Source organism: Aromatoleum aromaticum EbN1 (assembly GCF_000025965.1).
Classification (GTDB): Bacteria; Pseudomonadota; Gammaproteobacteria; order Burkholderiales; family Rhodocyclaceae; genus Aromatoleum; species Aromatoleum aromaticum.
In genome coordinates this window covers 2,569,176-2,583,973 of sequence record NC_006513.1, presented here as the reverse complement: position 1 = coordinate 2,583,973, position 14,798 = coordinate 2,569,176, and the positions used below count along the sequence as shown (strand labels likewise).

The following is a 14,798-nucleotide window of genomic DNA, read 5'->3' as shown; positions in this document are numbered from 1 at the left end:
CTGGTTACCCAATTCATTTCCCGCCCGAACCAAGGAGTACCATGGCCCGCGAAAAAACCAAGGATTCGCGCAAGGACAGCCCGAAGGGACGAGCTTCCAGAGCCAAAGACAAAGGAGTGTTGGTAGCTGAAGGTCCCCAAGTGGCGCCTCTCGACGCCGAGGTTCGCCGCACCCGCCTCAAGACCCTGATCACGCTCGGCAAGGAGCGCGGCTATCTCACCTACGCCGAGATCAGCGACCATCTCCCTGATGATGTCGCCGACGCCGAGCAGATCGAAGGCATCATCGCGACCTTCAACAACATGGGCATTCGCGTCTTCGACGAGGCTCCGGCTGCCGAAGACCTGCTGATGTCGGACGCAGTGCCGAGCAGTGTCGACGAAGACGTCGCCGAAGAAGAGGCCGAACAGGCATTGTCGTCGGTCGACTCCGAGTTCGGCCGCACGACCGACCCCGTGCGCATGTACATGCGCGAAATGGGCACGGTCGAACTGCTCACCCGCGAAGGCGAAATCGAGATCGCGAAGCGGATCGAGGACGGCCTGCGTCACATGGTCCAGGCCATTTCCGCGTGCCCGACGACGATCGCCGAAATGCTCGAGATCACCGACAAGGTCGCTCGTGACGAGATGCGCATCGACGAGCTGATCGATGGGCTCATCGATCCTAATGCGGCTCAGGCGGCCGAAGCGTCAGCGGCCGAGACGGCCGATGACGAAAGGGCCGCCGACGATGAAGTCGAGAGCGAAGATGGCGGCGACGACGACGACGAAAGCGACGAAGACAAGGAAGCTGCAGCGAACGCCGCAACGCTGTTGCAGCTGAAGAACGACGCGCTCGTGCGTTTCGCGATCATCCGCGAACTGCACGAGCGGAAGATGGCGGCGCTTGCAACGGTCGGATCTCAGGACCGCAGCTATCTCGATCTGCAGCAACAGATTTCCGGCGAACTGCTGAATATCCGCTTCACCGCGAAAGCGATCGAACGGCTGTGCGACTCGGTGCGCCACATGGTCGAACAGGTCCGCGGCCACGAGCGCCACATCCTGCAATTGTGTGTCGACCGCGCCGGCATGCCACGCCAGCACTTCATCAAGGTGTTTCCCGGCCGCGAGATCGATCTCGACTGGCTGAAGGACGAAATCGGCGCCGGCAAGAACTACGCCGAAGGCCTGATGCGGGTGCACCCGGCAGTGCTCGAGGAACAGCAGAAACTGATCGACTTGCAGACGCGCATCGGCATCCCGCTGAAGGAACTGAAGGACATCAACCGCCAGATGTCCACCGGCGAAGCGAAGATGCGCCGCGCGAAGCGCGAAATGACCGAGGCGAACCTGCGCCTCGTGATTTCGATCGCCAAGAAATACACCAATCGCGGCCTGCAATTCCTCGACCTGATCCAGGAAGGCAACATCGGCCTGATGAAGGCCGTGGACAAGTTCGAATACCGCCGCGGCTACAAATTCTCGACCTACGCGACGTGGTGGATCCGGCAGGCCATCACCCGCTCGATCGCGGACCAGGCGCGCACGATCCGCATCCCCGTGCACATGATCGAGACGATCAACAAGATGAACCGGATCAGCCGCCAGATCTTGCAGGAAACCGGCCAGGAACCCGATCCGGCGACGCTCGCCGAGAAGATGGAGATGCCCGAGGAGAAGATCCGCAAGATCATGAAAATCTCCAAGGAACCGATCTCGATGGAAACACCGATCGGCGACGACGACGATTCGCATCTGGGCGACTTCATCGAGGATCAGGCCACCCTCGCACCGGCGGACGCCGCGATGTACTCGAGCCTGCGCGACGCCACGGGCGAAGTACTCGACTCGCTCACTGCACGCGAAGCGAAAGTGCTGCGCATGCGCTTCGGCATCGAAATGAACACCGATCACACCCTCGAGGAAGTCGGCAAGCAGTTCGACGTCACCCGCGAACGCATCCGCCAGATCGAAGCCAAGGCACTGCGCAAGCTCCGCCACCCGAGCCGTTCCGAACGGCTGCGCAGTTTCCTCGACAGCGACGCCTAATCTTCCTCCTCCCTCGCCCGTCCCCGTGACGGGCACCCCTTTCCGGGCCCATAGCTCAATGGTTAGAGCAGAGGACTCATAATCCTTTGGTTGCAGGTTCGAGTCCTGCTGGGCCCACCATGAGAATCAGGCACTTGCGCCAATCCTTCGGGGTTGGCGTTGTGCTTTCGCCCATCGCGGATCCGCGCTTCGATGCATTTTCCCGGTTTTCAGGCGCCGTCCCTTGCCACCGTCTTGGTACCGGGGCGCCGGTATCCTCCGGGGACGCCTTCCGGCGAAAATACCCACTGCCACAGCTGTATGTCGCGGGCACGGAATGCGCCGGCGAAGGACAGGAGGTAGTAACGCCACATGCGGCGGAAGCGCTCGCCGAGCCGGTCCCTGAAGCGCGGCCACGCGGCTTCGAAGTTGTCATACCAGACCATGAGCGTTCTGTCATAGTCAGCACCGAAGCTGTGCAGGTCCTCGACGACGAAGAGATCGTCGACCGCGTCGCCGATCTGGCCGACCGACGGAAGCTCGCCGTTGGGGAAAATGTATTTGTCCACCCAGGCGTCGGAAACCAGGTCGCGCTGGTTCTTGCCGATCGAGTGAAGCAGGAACAATCCGTCGTCAGTGAGACAACGGCGCGCAACTTCCATGAAAATGCGGTAATTCTTGCGTCCGACATGCTCGAACATGCCGACGCTGGCGATGCGGTCGAAGCGCTCGTCGACCGACCGGTAGTCCTGCAGGCGAAACTCCAGCGGCAGGCCAGCGTAGCGCTGCTGCGCCCATGCGGCCTGCTCCTTCGATATCGTGATCCCGACGCACTCGACTCCGTAGCGCTCCGCCGCATACCCCATCAGACTCCCCCAGCCACAGCCGATGTCGAGCAGCCGCATGCCAGGTTCGAGGCCGAGCTTGCGGCAGATGAGGTCGAGCTTGGCTTCCTGCGCCTGCGCGAGGTCGCTCGCACCCTCCCAGTAGGCGCAACTGTATGTCATGCGGGGATCAAGCATCGCCGCGTAGAAATCGTTGCCCAGATCGTAATGCGCCTCGCCCACTCGCCAGGCCCGCTTCAGGCTTTGCCGGTTGAGCAGGCGTGCGCGCAGTCCATGGAACGCCAAGCGCAGCGGTTGCACTTTCCGGTCCAGATGGGCGCGCAGAATATGGCTGAAGAACTCGTCGAGCCGGTCGGCTTCCCAGTGGCCATCCATGTAGGCCTCGCCGAGACCCACGTTGCCCATCGAAAAAACCCGCTCGGGAACCTTTCCGTCGAATACGCGGATATCCCACGGACGATCGCCGCCGATGCGTACGTCAGCTTTCTCCAGCAGTTCCACCAGCATCTGGTGGAGGCGGGATTCCTCGCTGACATTATGTTCACGGCGCTCGCTGGATGTCGGGTCGGACATGGAGGCTTCCTGTAACTTGCGCTCCGTTACGTGTCACGCATGCTGCAAGCGTGGACACTACCGGACGGTGGAAGAGTTCCGCCAATGCATTCATCGGGAGAAGCGCATGGCGGCCGACCTCTTCAGGATGGTCGAAAGCTTCCACTTCTTCAACTGCCGATCGCTGCCGAGTCCGTTCCGGTCAATCGAAGTGAAATGCCATTGCGTGCGGAGCCGCAGTGAAGGAAACTTGAAACCGGATCCGGTTGCGCGACGAAGACAAGGAGGAGTCGATCGGATCCGGCAACACCTCGACCCAACGAACCTCGCCGCAGCGGTATCTGCCCTCGCAGCCGCTTCCTGCAGAACGACCACACGCTGAACCATGCATGCCACCCTGCCCTTTCTGGCCCGCACCGATTTCCCGCCGCTGAAACGCAGGGCAGTCGAGACTCTGCAGGTGAACCTCGGCTACCGCTGCAACCAGAGCTGCGTACATTGCCATGTCAATGCCGGCCCGAGCCGCAAGGAGGCGATGACTGCTGCAACCGTCGACGCCGTCCTCGCTTTTGCGGCGGCGAGCCCCGACATCAAGACCATCGACCTGACCGGTGGCGCACCGGAACTGAATCCGCAGTTCCGGCGCCTCGTCGCCGCCGCGCGCGCACGTGGCCTGCACGTCATCGATCGCTGCAATCTCACCGTCCTCGAAGAGCCGGGTTGCGAAGACCTGGCTGACTTTCTCGCCGCTCACCGCGTCGAAGTCGTGGCCTCGCTGCCCTGCTATCTCGAGGACAACGTCGATCGGCAGCGCGGCAAGGGCGTGTTCGATGCGAGCCTGCGCGGTCTCGTCCGACTCAATCGGCTGGGATATGGAGCGGTCGGTAGCAGCTTAGTCCTGAACCTCGTCTACAACCCGCAGGGCGCAAGTCTGCCCCCGCCCCAGGCCGACCTGGAAGCCTCGTACAGGCGGCATCTCGGCGAGCGTTTCGGGATATTTTTCAACCAACTCTTCACGCTGGCCAACATGCCGATCCAGCGTTTCGGCAGCCAGTTGATCTCGAAAGGCCACTTCAACACGTACATGCGCACGCTGCGTGACGCACATCACGACGAAAACCTCGCTCACGTGATGTGCCGCACGCTGTTGAGCGTCGACTGGCAGGGTTACCTGTACGACTGCGACTTCAATCAGCAACTGGGGCTGCCGATTGCCGGTAGCACGGACAATCGGCTGCACGTCACATCCGCCACGGCGGCCGCCCTTGCAGGACGACCGATCCGCGTGGCCGACCACTGCTACGGGTGCACGGCCGGACAGGGTTCGAGTTGCGGCGGAGCGCTCGACGAGGAAACGGTGGCGGCAGTTCGCCGCAGCGGCTGAGGCGGGCAGTTCAGCTGCGCTCGATCAGTTCGATCTTGTAGCCGTCCGGATCCTCGACGAAAGCGATCACCGTATTGCCATGCTTCATCGGGCCGGCCTCGCGCACGACTTTGCCGCCGCGGGCACGAATATCGTCGCAGGCCCGCCGGGCATCCGGGACAGCCAGCGCGATGTGGCCGAAGCCGTTGCCGAGGTCATAGGACGATACCTCCCAGTTGTACGTGAGCTCGATCACCGCGTTGTCGGCCTCATCCCCGTAACCGACGAACGCGAGCGTGAATTTTCCTTCCGGATAGTCCTGGCGCCGCAGCAGGCGCATGCCGAGAACTTCGGTATAGAAAGCGATCGAACGGTCCAGATCGCCCACTCGCAGCATTGTGTGAAGAATTCGCATCAGCAGTCCTCAGTCTTCGTTCAGGGGTTCGTCACCGCTTCCGGGCTCGATGAGAGGCAGCGTTCGTCCGGCCGCCCGCAGCCGGGTGCGGGCGGTTTTCCAGTCCGGATAAAGCTGCGCGACCACGGCCCAGAATCGCGGCGAGTGATTCATTTCGACCAGATGCGCCACCTCGTGGGCGACGACGTAGTCGATGAGTTCGGGAGGCAGATGGATCAACCGCCAGTGCAGGCGAATGCCGCTGACCGAACTGCAGCTGCCCCAGCGCGTTCTCGCCGACGATAGCCGGACGGGCGGCGTGCTGCGCCCCAGCCTGAGACAATAGGCGGCCACGCGCTCGGCAAACCAGGGCAGCGCACGCTTGCGCAACGCGCGAATGGTCGCGCCGCGCGGATCGAGCGTCTTTCCGAGGACGAGTTCTTCCGTGCCATCGGGACTTTGTCGCCAATGCGACGAGCGCGCCGGTTCGCTGACGCGCAGGCGGCAGTTTTCGCCCAGAATCGGCAGGCACGCGCCATCGACCGGCTCGAACGGCAGTGGCCCCGACCGGGCCTGACGGGCCGCCAGCTTGCCGAGCAGCCAGTCCTGGTGCCCGGTGATGAAACGCTCGACATCCGCCTCGCGCGCCGGCCGGGGCACCGCCACTTTGACGCCGCGATGATCGATTTGGAGTGCGAAGGTGCGGCGCACCGAGCGGCGCAGCACATAAGGCACGTCCTGCCCCGCGAGCTGGATCACGCGCCGTTCTTCGGTCGCGGCTGGACGGCGCGCCGATGGTTTCAACGCTTGTCCTGCCACTCGTAGCCCCGCGCCGCCACTTCCAGCCGGATCTGCGCCATCGCCGCGGCGACGTACGCGGCAGCACCTTTCATACCGAGCTCGATCGAACGTCGCTCGCCCGGGGCGGCAACCGTCGGCAGGCTGAACAGTGTCGCGTCCGGATAGCGGGCCGTGACATTTTCCATCAGGTCGATGAGCTGGCCTTCGTACGCGTCCCATACGGTGATGGCTTCCTCAACGTAATCGTTGGCGTGGTGCAGCGCATGAAACTGCGTATCGAGCACCCACTCGACCATCGGCCACGCCATGACGGGAAAGCCAGGCATGAAAAAGTGGCTCCGGATCGAAAACCCCGGGATGCGGTTATAGGCATTCGGCACGATTTCAGCCCCGATGGGAAACATTCCCATCCGCAGCCGGTGCGCGTTGATCTCGTTGCCGAACCGCTCGCGTATCAGCGCTTCGGCTTGCGGATGCAACGCCAGCTCCACCCCCAGGGCCGTTGCGGCCGATTGCCGTGTGCGATCATCCGGCGTCGCGCCGATGCCGCCGAAGCTGAACACGATGTCGCCGCTCGCGAAAGTCTGGCGCAACGTCTCGACGAGGCGCAGCGCGTCGTCGCCGACATACCGCGCCCACCCGAGCTTGAGCCCGCGAACGCCCAGCAGTTCGATGAGCCTGGGCAGATGCTTGTCGGCCCGTCGCCCGGACAGGATCTCGTCCCCGATGATGACTGCGCCGAAAACCATCACGGACTCCCTATGACGGAGCGCCGGGCAGCGCGTCGAGCACCGTGACGCCGCGGGCGATGCGTTCGCGGCGCAAGGATTCGAGCATGAAATGCACGAAAGCCAGGCCGCAGAACGCCGGCGCCAGCAGGTTCACCAGCGGCACATACGCCAGCAGCGCGCAGCCGCCGCCGAGCAGCAGCATCGGCGGGCGCAGCACCCGCGGCAGTCGCGCCAGTTCCTCGCGGTCGGCGTGCAGCATCAGCGCGTCGTAACCGAACGCGCGCTGGTTGAGCCACGCGGTCAGCACCAGCGAAACCACGATACCGACGCCGGGGATCAGCCAGAACGGCAACGAAACAAGCAGGCCGAGCAGGAACAGCAAGCCGGCGACCAGCGCATTCCACGCGCTGCCCAGGTTCGAGCCGCCTTTTCGCCGCTCGAGATCGGCGTAATCCCGCGTCGCCACACGCTCGAGGATCATCGGCAAGGCAAACACCGCGACCAGCAGCGCGGCCGTCACATAGACCAGCGGCAGCAACGCGAGGACCAGGGCGATCTTCACCAGGGTCAGCACCGTCGCAGCACCGATTTCGGAGCCGGTCAGCCAGTCGCGCGCGAACGCCCAGCTGTCGATCCACGCCATGATGCCTTCGACCACCGGTGTCCACAGGAAGACCGCGGCCCCGATCCACAGCAGCAGCGCGACGACGCTCGGCCACAGCAGGTGCACCAACACGCCGCGGCGGGTGAGGCTGCGCAGCGCACGGCCGAAGGCAATCAGGATTTCGCTCATTGTGCGACTCGCAGGTTCACCGCATCATGCCCGGCAGCATGCCTTTCATGCCTCGCATCATCTTCTGCATGCCCCCCTTGGAGAATTGCTTCATCATCTTCTGTGTCTGCTCGAACTGGTTCAGCAGGCGGTTGACTTCCTGGACCGTGACCCCGGAGCCCGCGGCAATTCGCCGCTTGCGGCTCGCCTTGAGGATTTCCGGCTTCGCGCGTTCGGCCGCCGTCATCGAGTTGATGATGCCTTCGATGCGGCCGATCGCCTTTTCCTCGCCCCCGCCCTGCAGCTTGCCGGCGGCCTGGGCAAACTGTGCGGGCAGTTTTTCCATCATCGACGACAGGCCGCCCATCTTGCGCATCTGCGCGATCTGCTCCTTGAAGTCGTTCAGATCGAAGCCCTTGCCCGTCTTGAGCTTCTGCGCGAAGGCGCGCGCCTTGTCCTCGTCGACGCCGCGACGCGCGTCCTCGACGAGACCGAGGATGTCGCCCATGCCGAGAATGCGGCTCGCCATCCGCTCGGGATGAAACTCCTCGAGCCCGCTGAGCTTCTCGCCGACGCCGGCGAACTTCAGCGGTTTCCCGGTGACGTGCCGCACCGACAGCGCAGCGCCGCCACGCGCATCGCCGTCGAGCTTCGTCAGCACGACGCCGGTCAGCGGCAAGGCCTCGTTGAACGCGCGGGCGGTATTCACCGCGTCCTGGCCGAGCATCGCATCGACGACGAACAGCGTCTCGATCGGCTTGGCGGCCGCGTGCAGCGCCTTGATCTCGTCCATCATCGCCGCGTCGATCGCCAGGCGGCCGGCGGTGTCGAGCAGCACCACATCGTAATAATGGCGGCGCGCGTGATCGATCGCGGCGAGCGCGATATCGACCGGCTTCTGGTCGGGAGTCGACGGGAAGAAGTCGATTCCCGCTTGCGCCGACACCGCTTTCAACTGCTCGATCGCCGCGGGGCGGTACACGTCGGCCGAGACCGCCAGCACTTTTTTCTTCATCCGCTCGTGCAGCAGCTTGCCGAGCTTGCCGGTGGTGGTGGTCTTGCCGGCGCCCTGCAGGCCGGCCATCAGGACCACTGCCGGAGGCTGGGTCGCGAGGTTCAGCCCGACATGGGCGCCGCCCATCAGCGTCTTGAGTTCGTCATGAACGACGCCGACCAGCGCCTGGCCCGGCGTGAGGGAGCCGATGACTTCCTGGCCCACCGCCTTTTCGCGGACGCGGGCGACGAAATCCTTGACCACCGGCAGCGCGACATCCGCTTCGAGCAGCGCGAGACGGACTTCGCGCATCGCTTCCTGGATGTTGTCCTCGGTGAGCCGGGCTTGCCCGCGCAGGGTCTTGACGACCCGGGACAGACGCTGAGTGAGATTGTCGAGCATGTTGGCTGGGGCCCTCGCCCATGGAGTAAACTATGAAAATCTATGCAGACGATTCTACTTCATCTACTGGCCGCCTCGCTGTACGCGATCCTCGGCATCTGGCTGTGGCGCCGCCAGCAGATGCCGCCGGCAAAACCCCGGGAAGGCATGTCGAGGGCGGAGCGCGTCATCCTGCTGGGTGCGCTGGCGGCCCACGGCCTGGCACTGCGTGGAGCGCTGTTCCCCGGCGAGGCGATGCATTTCGGATTCGGGCTGGCCGTGTCGCTGGTCGTGTGGCTCGCGATCTGCTTCTACTGGGTCGAAACATTTTATGCCCGCCTCCACGGACTCCATGCGATGGTCATCGCGGCTGGGTTTGCCGGCAGCTTGCTGGCGCTGCTTTTCCCCGGCGAGCACGTCCTTGCCAACGCCGGCTCGGCCATGTTTCGAGCGCACTTCATCATCTCGATGCTCGCCTACAGCCTGTTCACGCTCGCGGCGCTGCACGCGACGCTGATGGCAGTCGCGGAGCGGCAGCTGCATAGCGGTCGCCTGACGCGCACGCTCTCCAACCTCCCGCCGCTCTTGACGATGGAAACGCTGCTGTTCCGCCTGATCGGCATCGCCTTCATCCTGCTGACGCTGACGGTCAGTTCGGGAGTGGTGTTCTCCGAAGCCCTGTTCGGTCAGCCTTTCCGGCTCGACCACAAGACGGTTTTCGCGATCATCTCGTGGCTGCTGTTCGGCGCGCTGCTCGTCGGGCGCTGGGTACGTGGCTGGCGCGGCCGCGTCGCGCTGCGCTGGACTCTCGCGGGCTTCTTCATGCTGGTGCTGGCCTACGTCGGCAGCCGTTTCGTCCTCGAGGTTCTCCTCGGCCGCGCAAATTGAACTCACTGCCACGGCACCACCGCATCTCCGCTCCCGCCGTCCGCCTGACGTTGCAAATCTTTACAAGAAGCTGACCGGCATGCAACATCGAGCGTCCGTCAGTTAAGAGCGGTACATGGCAGCGAATCCCCAGGCCGCGCTGAGCGGCCTCGCACGAGCGATGATCCAGCACGGCCGGTTGTCCGAAACCGACGCCATGTCGTGCACGACAGGCGCTGCCAGCGCGCCGAACGGATTCATCCTCGAGCTTGCCCATCGCAAACTGATGACGAACCAGGCGGTCGCCTGGTTCGCCGCCGAAACGTTCGGCTACCCGCTGCTCGACATCTCGGCTATCGACAGCACGAGCATTGCGCGCGACGCGATCGACCGCAAGCTGATGAGCAAGCACCAGGTCGTCGCGCTCGGCAAGCGGCAGAACCGGCTGACGGTCGCTGCCGCCGATCCGTCGAACATGCGCGCGCTCGACGAGATCCGTTTCCAGACCGGTCTCCAGGTGGACCTCGTCGTCGTCGAAGCGGACCGGCTCGCGCGTCTGGTCGAGTCCCTGGCCGAAACCGCCGAACAGACGCTGCGGGAGCTCACGGGGGAGGAGTTCGACATGGATCTCCTGCAGCAGCAGGAAGGTCCCGGTGACGCCCCGAGCGAGGACACGCAGGAAGTCGATGACGCGCCGGTCGTCAAGTTCATCCAGAAAGTGCTGATCGACGCGATCAACGAAGGCGCTTCGGATATCCACTTCGAGCCGTACGAGAAGTATTACCGCATCCGCGTGCGCACCGACGGCGTGCTGCGCGAAATCGCCCAGCCGCCGCTGATCCTGAAGGAGAAGATCGCCGCCCGGATCAAGGTCATCTCGCGCCTCGACATCTCGGAAAAGCGCGTCCCCCAGGACGGGCGGATGAAGCTGGTGCTGTCGAAGAACAAGTCGATCGACTTTCGTGTCTCGTCGCTGCCGACGCTGCATGGCGAAAAGATCGTGATGCGGATTCTCGACGCTTCGTCGGCAATGCTCGGCGTCGATGCGCTGGGCTACGAACCGGAACAGAAGAAGATCCTGCTCGACGCGATCGAACGGCCCTACGGAATGATCCTCGTGACCGGACCGACCGGTTCCGGCAAGACCGTGTCGCTCTATACCTGCCTGAACCTGCTCAACAAAGCCGGCGTGAATATCTCCACGGCCGAAGACCCGGCCGAAATCAACTTGTCCGGGATCAACCAGGTCAACGTCAACGACAAGGCCGGGCTGACTTTCGCCGCATCGCTGCGGGCCTTTCTGCGCCAGGATCCGGACATCATCATGGTCGGCGAAATCCGCGACCTCGAAACCGCCGAGATTTCGATCAAGGCCGCGCAGACCGGCCACCTGGTGCTGTCGACGCTGCATACCAACGACGCCCCGACGACGCTCGAGCGCCTGAAGAACATGGGCGTAGCGCCTTTCAACATCGCCTCGTCGGTGATCCTGATCACGGCGCAACGGCTGGCGCGGCGCCTGTGCACGTGCAAGCAGCCGGTCGACATCCCGATCGAAGCGCTGCTGCAGGCGGGGTTTCCCGCCGACGAGCTCGACGGCAGCTGGCAGCCCTATGGCCCGGTCGGCTGCGAGCGCTGCAAGGGCAGCGGCTACAAGGGGCGGCTCGGGATCTACCAGGTCATGCCGATCACCGACGAGATCGCGCACATCATCATGACCAACGGCAACTCGATGGACATCGCTGCGCAGGCCCAGCGCGAAGGCGTCAAGGATCTGCGCCAGTCCGGACTGCTGAAAGTCAGGCAGGGCGTCACATCGCTCGAAGAAGTCCTCGCTTCAACCAACGAATAGGGAACACACAAGCCTCATGGCGACGACAACGCGAGCCGGACGCGCAGTCCCTGCGCGCTCCAGGGAAACGCTCTACAGCTGGGAAGGCAAGGACAAGAACGGCAAGCTCGTGCGCGGGGAAATGCGCGCGGGCGGGCCGTCGCTCGTGCAGGCGACACTGCGCCGCCAGGGCGTGCTGGTGAGCAAGGTCAGAAAGCAGAAAATGTCGCGCGGTCACAAGATCACCGACAAGGACATCGCGCTCTTCACCCGCCAGCTCGCGACGATGATGAAATCCGGCGTGCCGCTGCTGCAGGCCTTCGACATCGGCATCAAGGGTTCCGGCAATCCGAGCCTCGCACGGCTGTTGAACGAGGTGCGCACCGACGTCGAGACCGGCTCGAGCCTGTCCCAGGCGTTCGCCAGGCATCCGCTCTATTTCGACAAGCTGTTCTGCAATCTCGTCGCTGCCGGCGAGCAGGCGGGAATTCTTGACGGCCTGCTGGACCGCATCGCGACCTACAAGGAAAAGGTTCTCGCGATCAAGGGCAAGATCAAGTCGGCGATGTTCTACCCGATCGCGGTCGTCGTCGTCGCAGCGATCGTTGTCACCGTGATCATGCTGTTCGTCGTGCCCGAGTTCAAGAAAGTGTTCACCAGCTTCGGCGCCGACCTGCCCGCGCCGACGCTGATGGTCATCGCCATCTCGGACGCCTTCGTCGCGTACTGGTACATCCTCTTCGGCATCATCGCGGCAACGGTGATCGGCATCGGTGCGATGTACAAACGCTCGGACGCGATGCAGATCGCCGTCGACCGCGCGGTGCTGCAGCTGCCGGTGGTCGGCGACATTATCCGCAAGGCGACGATCGCGCGCTGGACACGCACGCTGGCGACGATGTTCGCTGCCGGCGTGCCGCTCGTCGAAGCGCTCGACTCGGTCGGCGGCGCGTCGGGCAACCACGTCTACGTCACGGCGACGCGCCAGATCCAGACCGAGGTCAGCACCGGCACCAGCCTCACGGTCGCGATGCAGAATGCGACGGTATTCCCGAGCATGGTCGTGCAGATGGTGTCGATCGGCGAGGAATCCGGGCAGCTCGACTCGATGCTCGGCAAAGTCGCGGACTTCTTCGAACAGGAAGTCGACGACGCCGTGGCCGGGCTGTCCACGCTGCTCGAGCCGATCATCATGGTGTTTCTCGGCGTGGTCATCGGTGGTCTCGTCGTCGCGATGTACCTGCCGATCTTCAAGCTCGGCCAGGTCGTCTGAAGTTTTTCCTCCTGCCCGGCCCGGCGCTTGCGCAGCGCCGCCGGATGGATTCAATCAAGCCTCCCGATGCCCGACCTCTTTCACGACCTTCTCCTGTTCACCGCGCTCGCGACGTTCGTCGGCCTTTTCGTCGGCAGCTTCCTGAACGTCGTCATCCACCGGTTGCCGCGCATGATGGAGCGCGAATGGCACGCCCAGGCTGCCGAGCTGCGCGGCGAATCGCTCCCCGAGCAGGAAACCTACAATCTGGCGGTGCCGCGCTCGCGCTGCCCGCACTGCGGCCACATGATCACCGCGTTCGAGAACATCCCGGTCATCAGCTATCTTGTCCTGCGCGGGCGATGCCGTCACTGCAGCGCGCCCATTGGCCGCCGCTACCCGACCGTCGAAATGCTCACCGCTGTGCTCTCGGGCTACGCTGCGTGGCACTTCGGCTTCGGCCTCGCGGCCGCCGGCGCAATGCTTTTCCTGTGGACAATGGTCGCGCTCGCGTTCATCGATCTCGACACCCAGCTGCTGCCCGACAGCCTTACCCTCCCGCTGCTGTGGCTCGGCCTGCTTTTCAATCTCGATGGCACGTACAGCGAGCTCCCGCAGGCCGTCGTCGGCGCGATCGCCGGTTACCTCGCGCTGTGGGCAGTGTACTGGCTGTTCAAGCTCGCCACCGGCAAGGAAGGCATGGGCTACGGCGATTTCAAGCTGCTCGCCGCGATCGGGGCGTGGCTCGGATGGCAGATGCTGCCCTTGACGATCCTGTTCTCGTCGCTCGTCGGCGCGGTCACCGGCCTCGGCCTGATCGTTTTCGCCCGGCACGGCCGGGACGTGCCGATTCCGTTCGGCCCCTATCTCGCCGCTGCCGGCGTGCTGGCGCTGTTCTGGGGCGAGCCGCTCACGCAGTTGTACCTCGGCAGCCTGTGACCGACCGGCTCCCGCGAGCTTGAAACGGACAGCCTCGCCCTCATCTACGGAGCGACAGCGGGCCGAGTCCCGCTGTCGCTCACTTCTCGCCCATGATGCGTTGCGTTAGACTTACGCGCTTGCTTTCCGGAGGTTGCCATGCCCATTTACGAATATCGTTGTGACAGTTGCGGGTTCCAGAAGGAACATCTTCAGAAGATGAGCGACGAACCGCTCACTTCCTGCCCGAGCTGCAGTCAGGGCACCTACGTCAAGCAGGTTTCGGCCGCGGGCTTCCAGCTCAAGGGGACCGGCTGGTATGCCACCGACTTCAAGGGCAGCGGCACACCGGCGCCCCGGCCAGCCGAAACCGCAAGCGCTCCTGCCGGCGGCTGTGGCGGGGCGTGTGCCTGTCACGCCGGCTGAGCACGGCCGCGGCGCGTGAAGAAATACTTCATCACCGGATTGCTGATCTGGATCCCGCTGTCGATCACCTTCATGGTGCTGGCGTGGATCGTCGGCACGCTCGACCAGATCATCGAGTGGCTGCCGGATGGCCTGCAGCCACGCCACGCGCTCGGCTTCAACATTCCGGGCGCAGGCCTCGTGGTCGGGCTGCTGATCGTGCTTGCGACAGGCCTGGTCGCGGCGAACGTGATCGGCCAGAAGCTCGTGCGCTACTGGGAAGCGCTGCTCGCCCGCATTCCGGTCGTGAAGTCGCTGTACTACGGGGTCAAGCAGGTCTCCGACACCCTCTTTTCCAGCACCGGCCAGGCTTTTCGCAAAGCGCTGCTGGTGCAGTACCCGCGCCACGGATCGTGGACGATCGCCTTTCTCACCGGCGCGCCGGGCGGGGATGCCGCCAATCACCTGAAAGGCGACCACGTCAGCGTCTATGTGCCGACGACGCCGAATCCCACCTCCGGTTTCTTTCTGATGATGCCGAAGGAAGACGTCATCGAACTCGACATGAGCGTCGATGAAGCCCTCAAGTACATCATTTCGATGGGGGTGGTTGCGCCAGCCGTGCGCAGCGCACGCCCCCGTCCTGCCCTGCTCAGTGAGTAACCCCGCGGCCCCACGGG

General features: G+C 64.0%; 14 protein-coding genes and 1 tRNA gene. 9 read left to right on the top strand and 6 right to left on the bottom strand.

Going from position 1 to position 14,798, the window contains the following annotated elements; translation table 11 throughout:
* Window positions 1–41 precede the first annotated feature (41 nt).
* Window positions 42–2,033 (top strand): RNA polymerase sigma factor RpoD, encoded by a 1,992-nt coding sequence (gene rpoD / locus EBN1_RS12295; protein WP_011238285.1) that lies wholly within the window; start codon window positions 42–44, stop codon window positions 2,031–2,033.
* Window positions 2,034–2,077: 44 nt separating this feature from the next.
* Window positions 2,078–2,153, top strand: a tRNA-Ile gene (locus tag EBN1_RS12290).
* An 89-nt stretch (window positions 2,154–2,242) separates the two neighbouring features.
* Here EBN1_RS12290 and cfa read toward each other — a convergent pair.
* Window positions 2,243–3,430, bottom strand: coding sequence for a cyclopropane fatty acyl phospholipid synthase (cfa, locus tag EBN1_RS12285; RefSeq protein WP_011238284.1), 1,188 nt, complete (start codon window positions 3,428–3,430; stop codon window positions 2,243–2,245).
* A 364-nt stretch (window positions 3,431–3,794) separates the two neighbouring features.
* Here cfa and arsS point away from each other — a divergent pair, with 364 nt between their 5' ends.
* Window positions 3,795–4,793: an arsenosugar biosynthesis radical SAM (seleno)protein ArsS gene (gene arsS, locus EBN1_RS12280; protein WP_011238282.1), complete on the top strand. Its 999-nt coding sequence runs from the start codon at window positions 3,795–3,797 to the stop codon at window positions 4,791–4,793.
* A 10-nt stretch (window positions 4,794–4,803) separates the two neighbouring features.
* Here arsS and gloA read toward each other — a convergent pair whose 3' ends face one another.
* Genes gloA through ffh form a run of 5 tightly spaced genes read right to left on the bottom strand, consistent with a single transcriptional unit; the run spans window position 4,804 to window position 8,866 of the window.
* Entirely contained in the window at window positions 4,804–5,187 is a 384-nt protein-coding gene (gloA, locus tag EBN1_RS12275) for a lactoylglutathione lyase (protein WP_011238281.1), read from the bottom strand.
* A gap of 9 nt (window positions 5,188–5,196) precedes the next feature.
* A complete protein-coding gene (locus tag EBN1_RS12270) occupies window positions 5,197–5,970 on the bottom strand; it encodes a M48 family metallopeptidase (RefSeq protein ID WP_011238280.1) in 774 nt (257 codons plus the stop codon).
* A complete protein-coding gene (locus tag EBN1_RS12265) occupies window positions 5,967–6,716 on the bottom strand; it encodes a competence/damage-inducible protein A (RefSeq protein WP_041646293.1) in 750 nt (249 codons plus the stop codon). The genes EBN1_RS12270 and EBN1_RS12265 overlap by 4 nt, the downstream gene beginning before the upstream one ends.
* Window positions 6,717–6,726: 10 nt before the next feature.
* Entirely contained in the window at window positions 6,727–7,491 is a 765-nt protein-coding gene (locus tag EBN1_RS12260) for an EI24 domain-containing protein (RefSeq protein WP_011238278.1), read from the bottom strand.
* Between the two features lie 16 nt (window positions 7,492–7,507).
* Window positions 7,508–8,866 carry a signal recognition particle protein gene (gene ffh / locus EBN1_RS12255; protein ID WP_011238277.1) on the bottom strand — a complete coding sequence of 453 codons (1,359 nt, stop codon included), beginning with the start codon at window positions 8,864–8,866 and terminating at the stop codon, window positions 7,508–7,510.
* Window positions 8,867–8,908: 42 nt separating this feature from the next.
* Between ffh and EBN1_RS12250 the strand changes: the two genes are divergently transcribed.
* From EBN1_RS12250 to EBN1_RS12225, 6 genes are all read left to right on the top strand, one after another.
* Window positions 8,909–9,733, top strand: a complete 825-nt coding sequence (locus tag EBN1_RS12250) for a cytochrome C assembly family protein (RefSeq protein WP_011238276.1) — start codon at window positions 8,909–8,911, stop codon at window positions 9,731–9,733.
* A gap of 115 nt (window positions 9,734–9,848) precedes the next feature.
* The gene (gene pilB / locus EBN1_RS12245; RefSeq protein ID WP_011238275.1) at window positions 9,849–11,564 is read left to right on the top strand and encodes a type IV-A pilus assembly ATPase PilB; all 1,716 of its coding nucleotides are present in this window, start codon (window positions 9,849–9,851) and stop codon (window positions 11,562–11,564) included.
* A gap of 16 nt (window positions 11,565–11,580) precedes the next feature.
* Complete coding sequence (locus EBN1_RS12240; protein ID WP_011238274.1) at window positions 11,581–12,816, top strand: type II secretion system F family protein; 1,236 nt, start codon at window positions 11,581–11,583, stop codon at window positions 12,814–12,816.
* Window positions 12,817–12,882: 66 nt separating this feature from the next.
* The gene (locus EBN1_RS12235; protein ID WP_011238273.1) at window positions 12,883–13,734 is read left to right on the top strand and encodes a prepilin peptidase; all 852 of its coding nucleotides are present in this window, start codon (window positions 12,883–12,885) and stop codon (window positions 13,732–13,734) included.
* A 138-nt stretch (window positions 13,735–13,872) separates the two neighbouring features.
* Complete coding sequence (locus tag EBN1_RS12230) at window positions 13,873–14,139, top strand: FmdB family zinc ribbon protein (RefSeq protein WP_011238272.1); 267 nt, start codon at window positions 13,873–13,875, stop codon at window positions 14,137–14,139.
* Window positions 14,140–14,154: 15 nt separating this feature from the next.
* Window positions 14,155–14,781, top strand: coding sequence for a DUF502 domain-containing protein (locus EBN1_RS12225; protein WP_011238271.1), 627 nt, complete (start codon window positions 14,155–14,157; stop codon window positions 14,779–14,781).
* The last annotated feature ends 17 nt before the right edge of the window (window positions 14,782–14,798 follow it).

Bases quoted from the DNA above. Each gene is read 5' to 3' on its own strand.
- cfa (WP_011238284.1), bottom strand. From the start codon at position 3,430: ATGTCCGACCCGACATCCAGCGAGCGCCGTGAACATAATGTCAGCGAG.
- ffh (WP_011238277.1), bottom strand. From the start codon at position 8,866: ATGCTCGACAATCTCACTCAGCGTCTGTCCCGGGTCGTCAAGACCCTG.
- EBN1_RS12265 (WP_041646293.1), bottom strand. From the start codon at position 6,716: ATGGTTTTCGGCGCAGTCATCATCGGGGACGAGATCCTGTCCGGGCGA.
- EBN1_RS12235 (WP_011238273.1), top strand. From the start codon at position 12,883: ATGCCCGACCTCTTTCACGACCTTCTCCTGTTCACCGCGCTCGCGACG.
- EBN1_RS12250 (WP_011238276.1), top strand. From the start codon at position 8,909: ATGCAGACGATTCTACTTCATCTACTGGCCGCCTCGCTGTACGCGATC.
- EBN1_RS12260 (WP_011238278.1), bottom strand. From the start codon at position 7,491: ATGAGCGAAATCCTGATTGCCTTCGGCCGTGCGCTGCGCAGCCTCACC.
- gloA (WP_011238281.1), bottom strand. From the start codon at position 5,187: ATGCGAATTCTTCACACAATGCTGCGAGTGGGCGATCTGGACCGTTCG.
- EBN1_RS12230 (WP_011238272.1), top strand. From the start codon at position 13,873: ATGCCCATTTACGAATATCGTTGTGACAGTTGCGGGTTCCAGAAGGAA.
- rpoD (WP_011238285.1), top strand. From the start codon at position 42: ATGGCCCGCGAAAAAACCAAGGATTCGCGCAAGGACAGCCCGAAGGGA.
- arsS (WP_011238282.1), top strand. From the start codon at position 3,795: ATGCATGCCACCCTGCCCTTTCTGGCCCGCACCGATTTCCCGCCGCTG.
- EBN1_RS12240 (WP_011238274.1), top strand. From the start codon at position 11,581: ATGGCGACGACAACGCGAGCCGGACGCGCAGTCCCTGCGCGCTCCAGG.
- pilB (WP_011238275.1), top strand. From the start codon at position 9,849: ATGGCAGCGAATCCCCAGGCCGCGCTGAGCGGCCTCGCACGAGCGATG.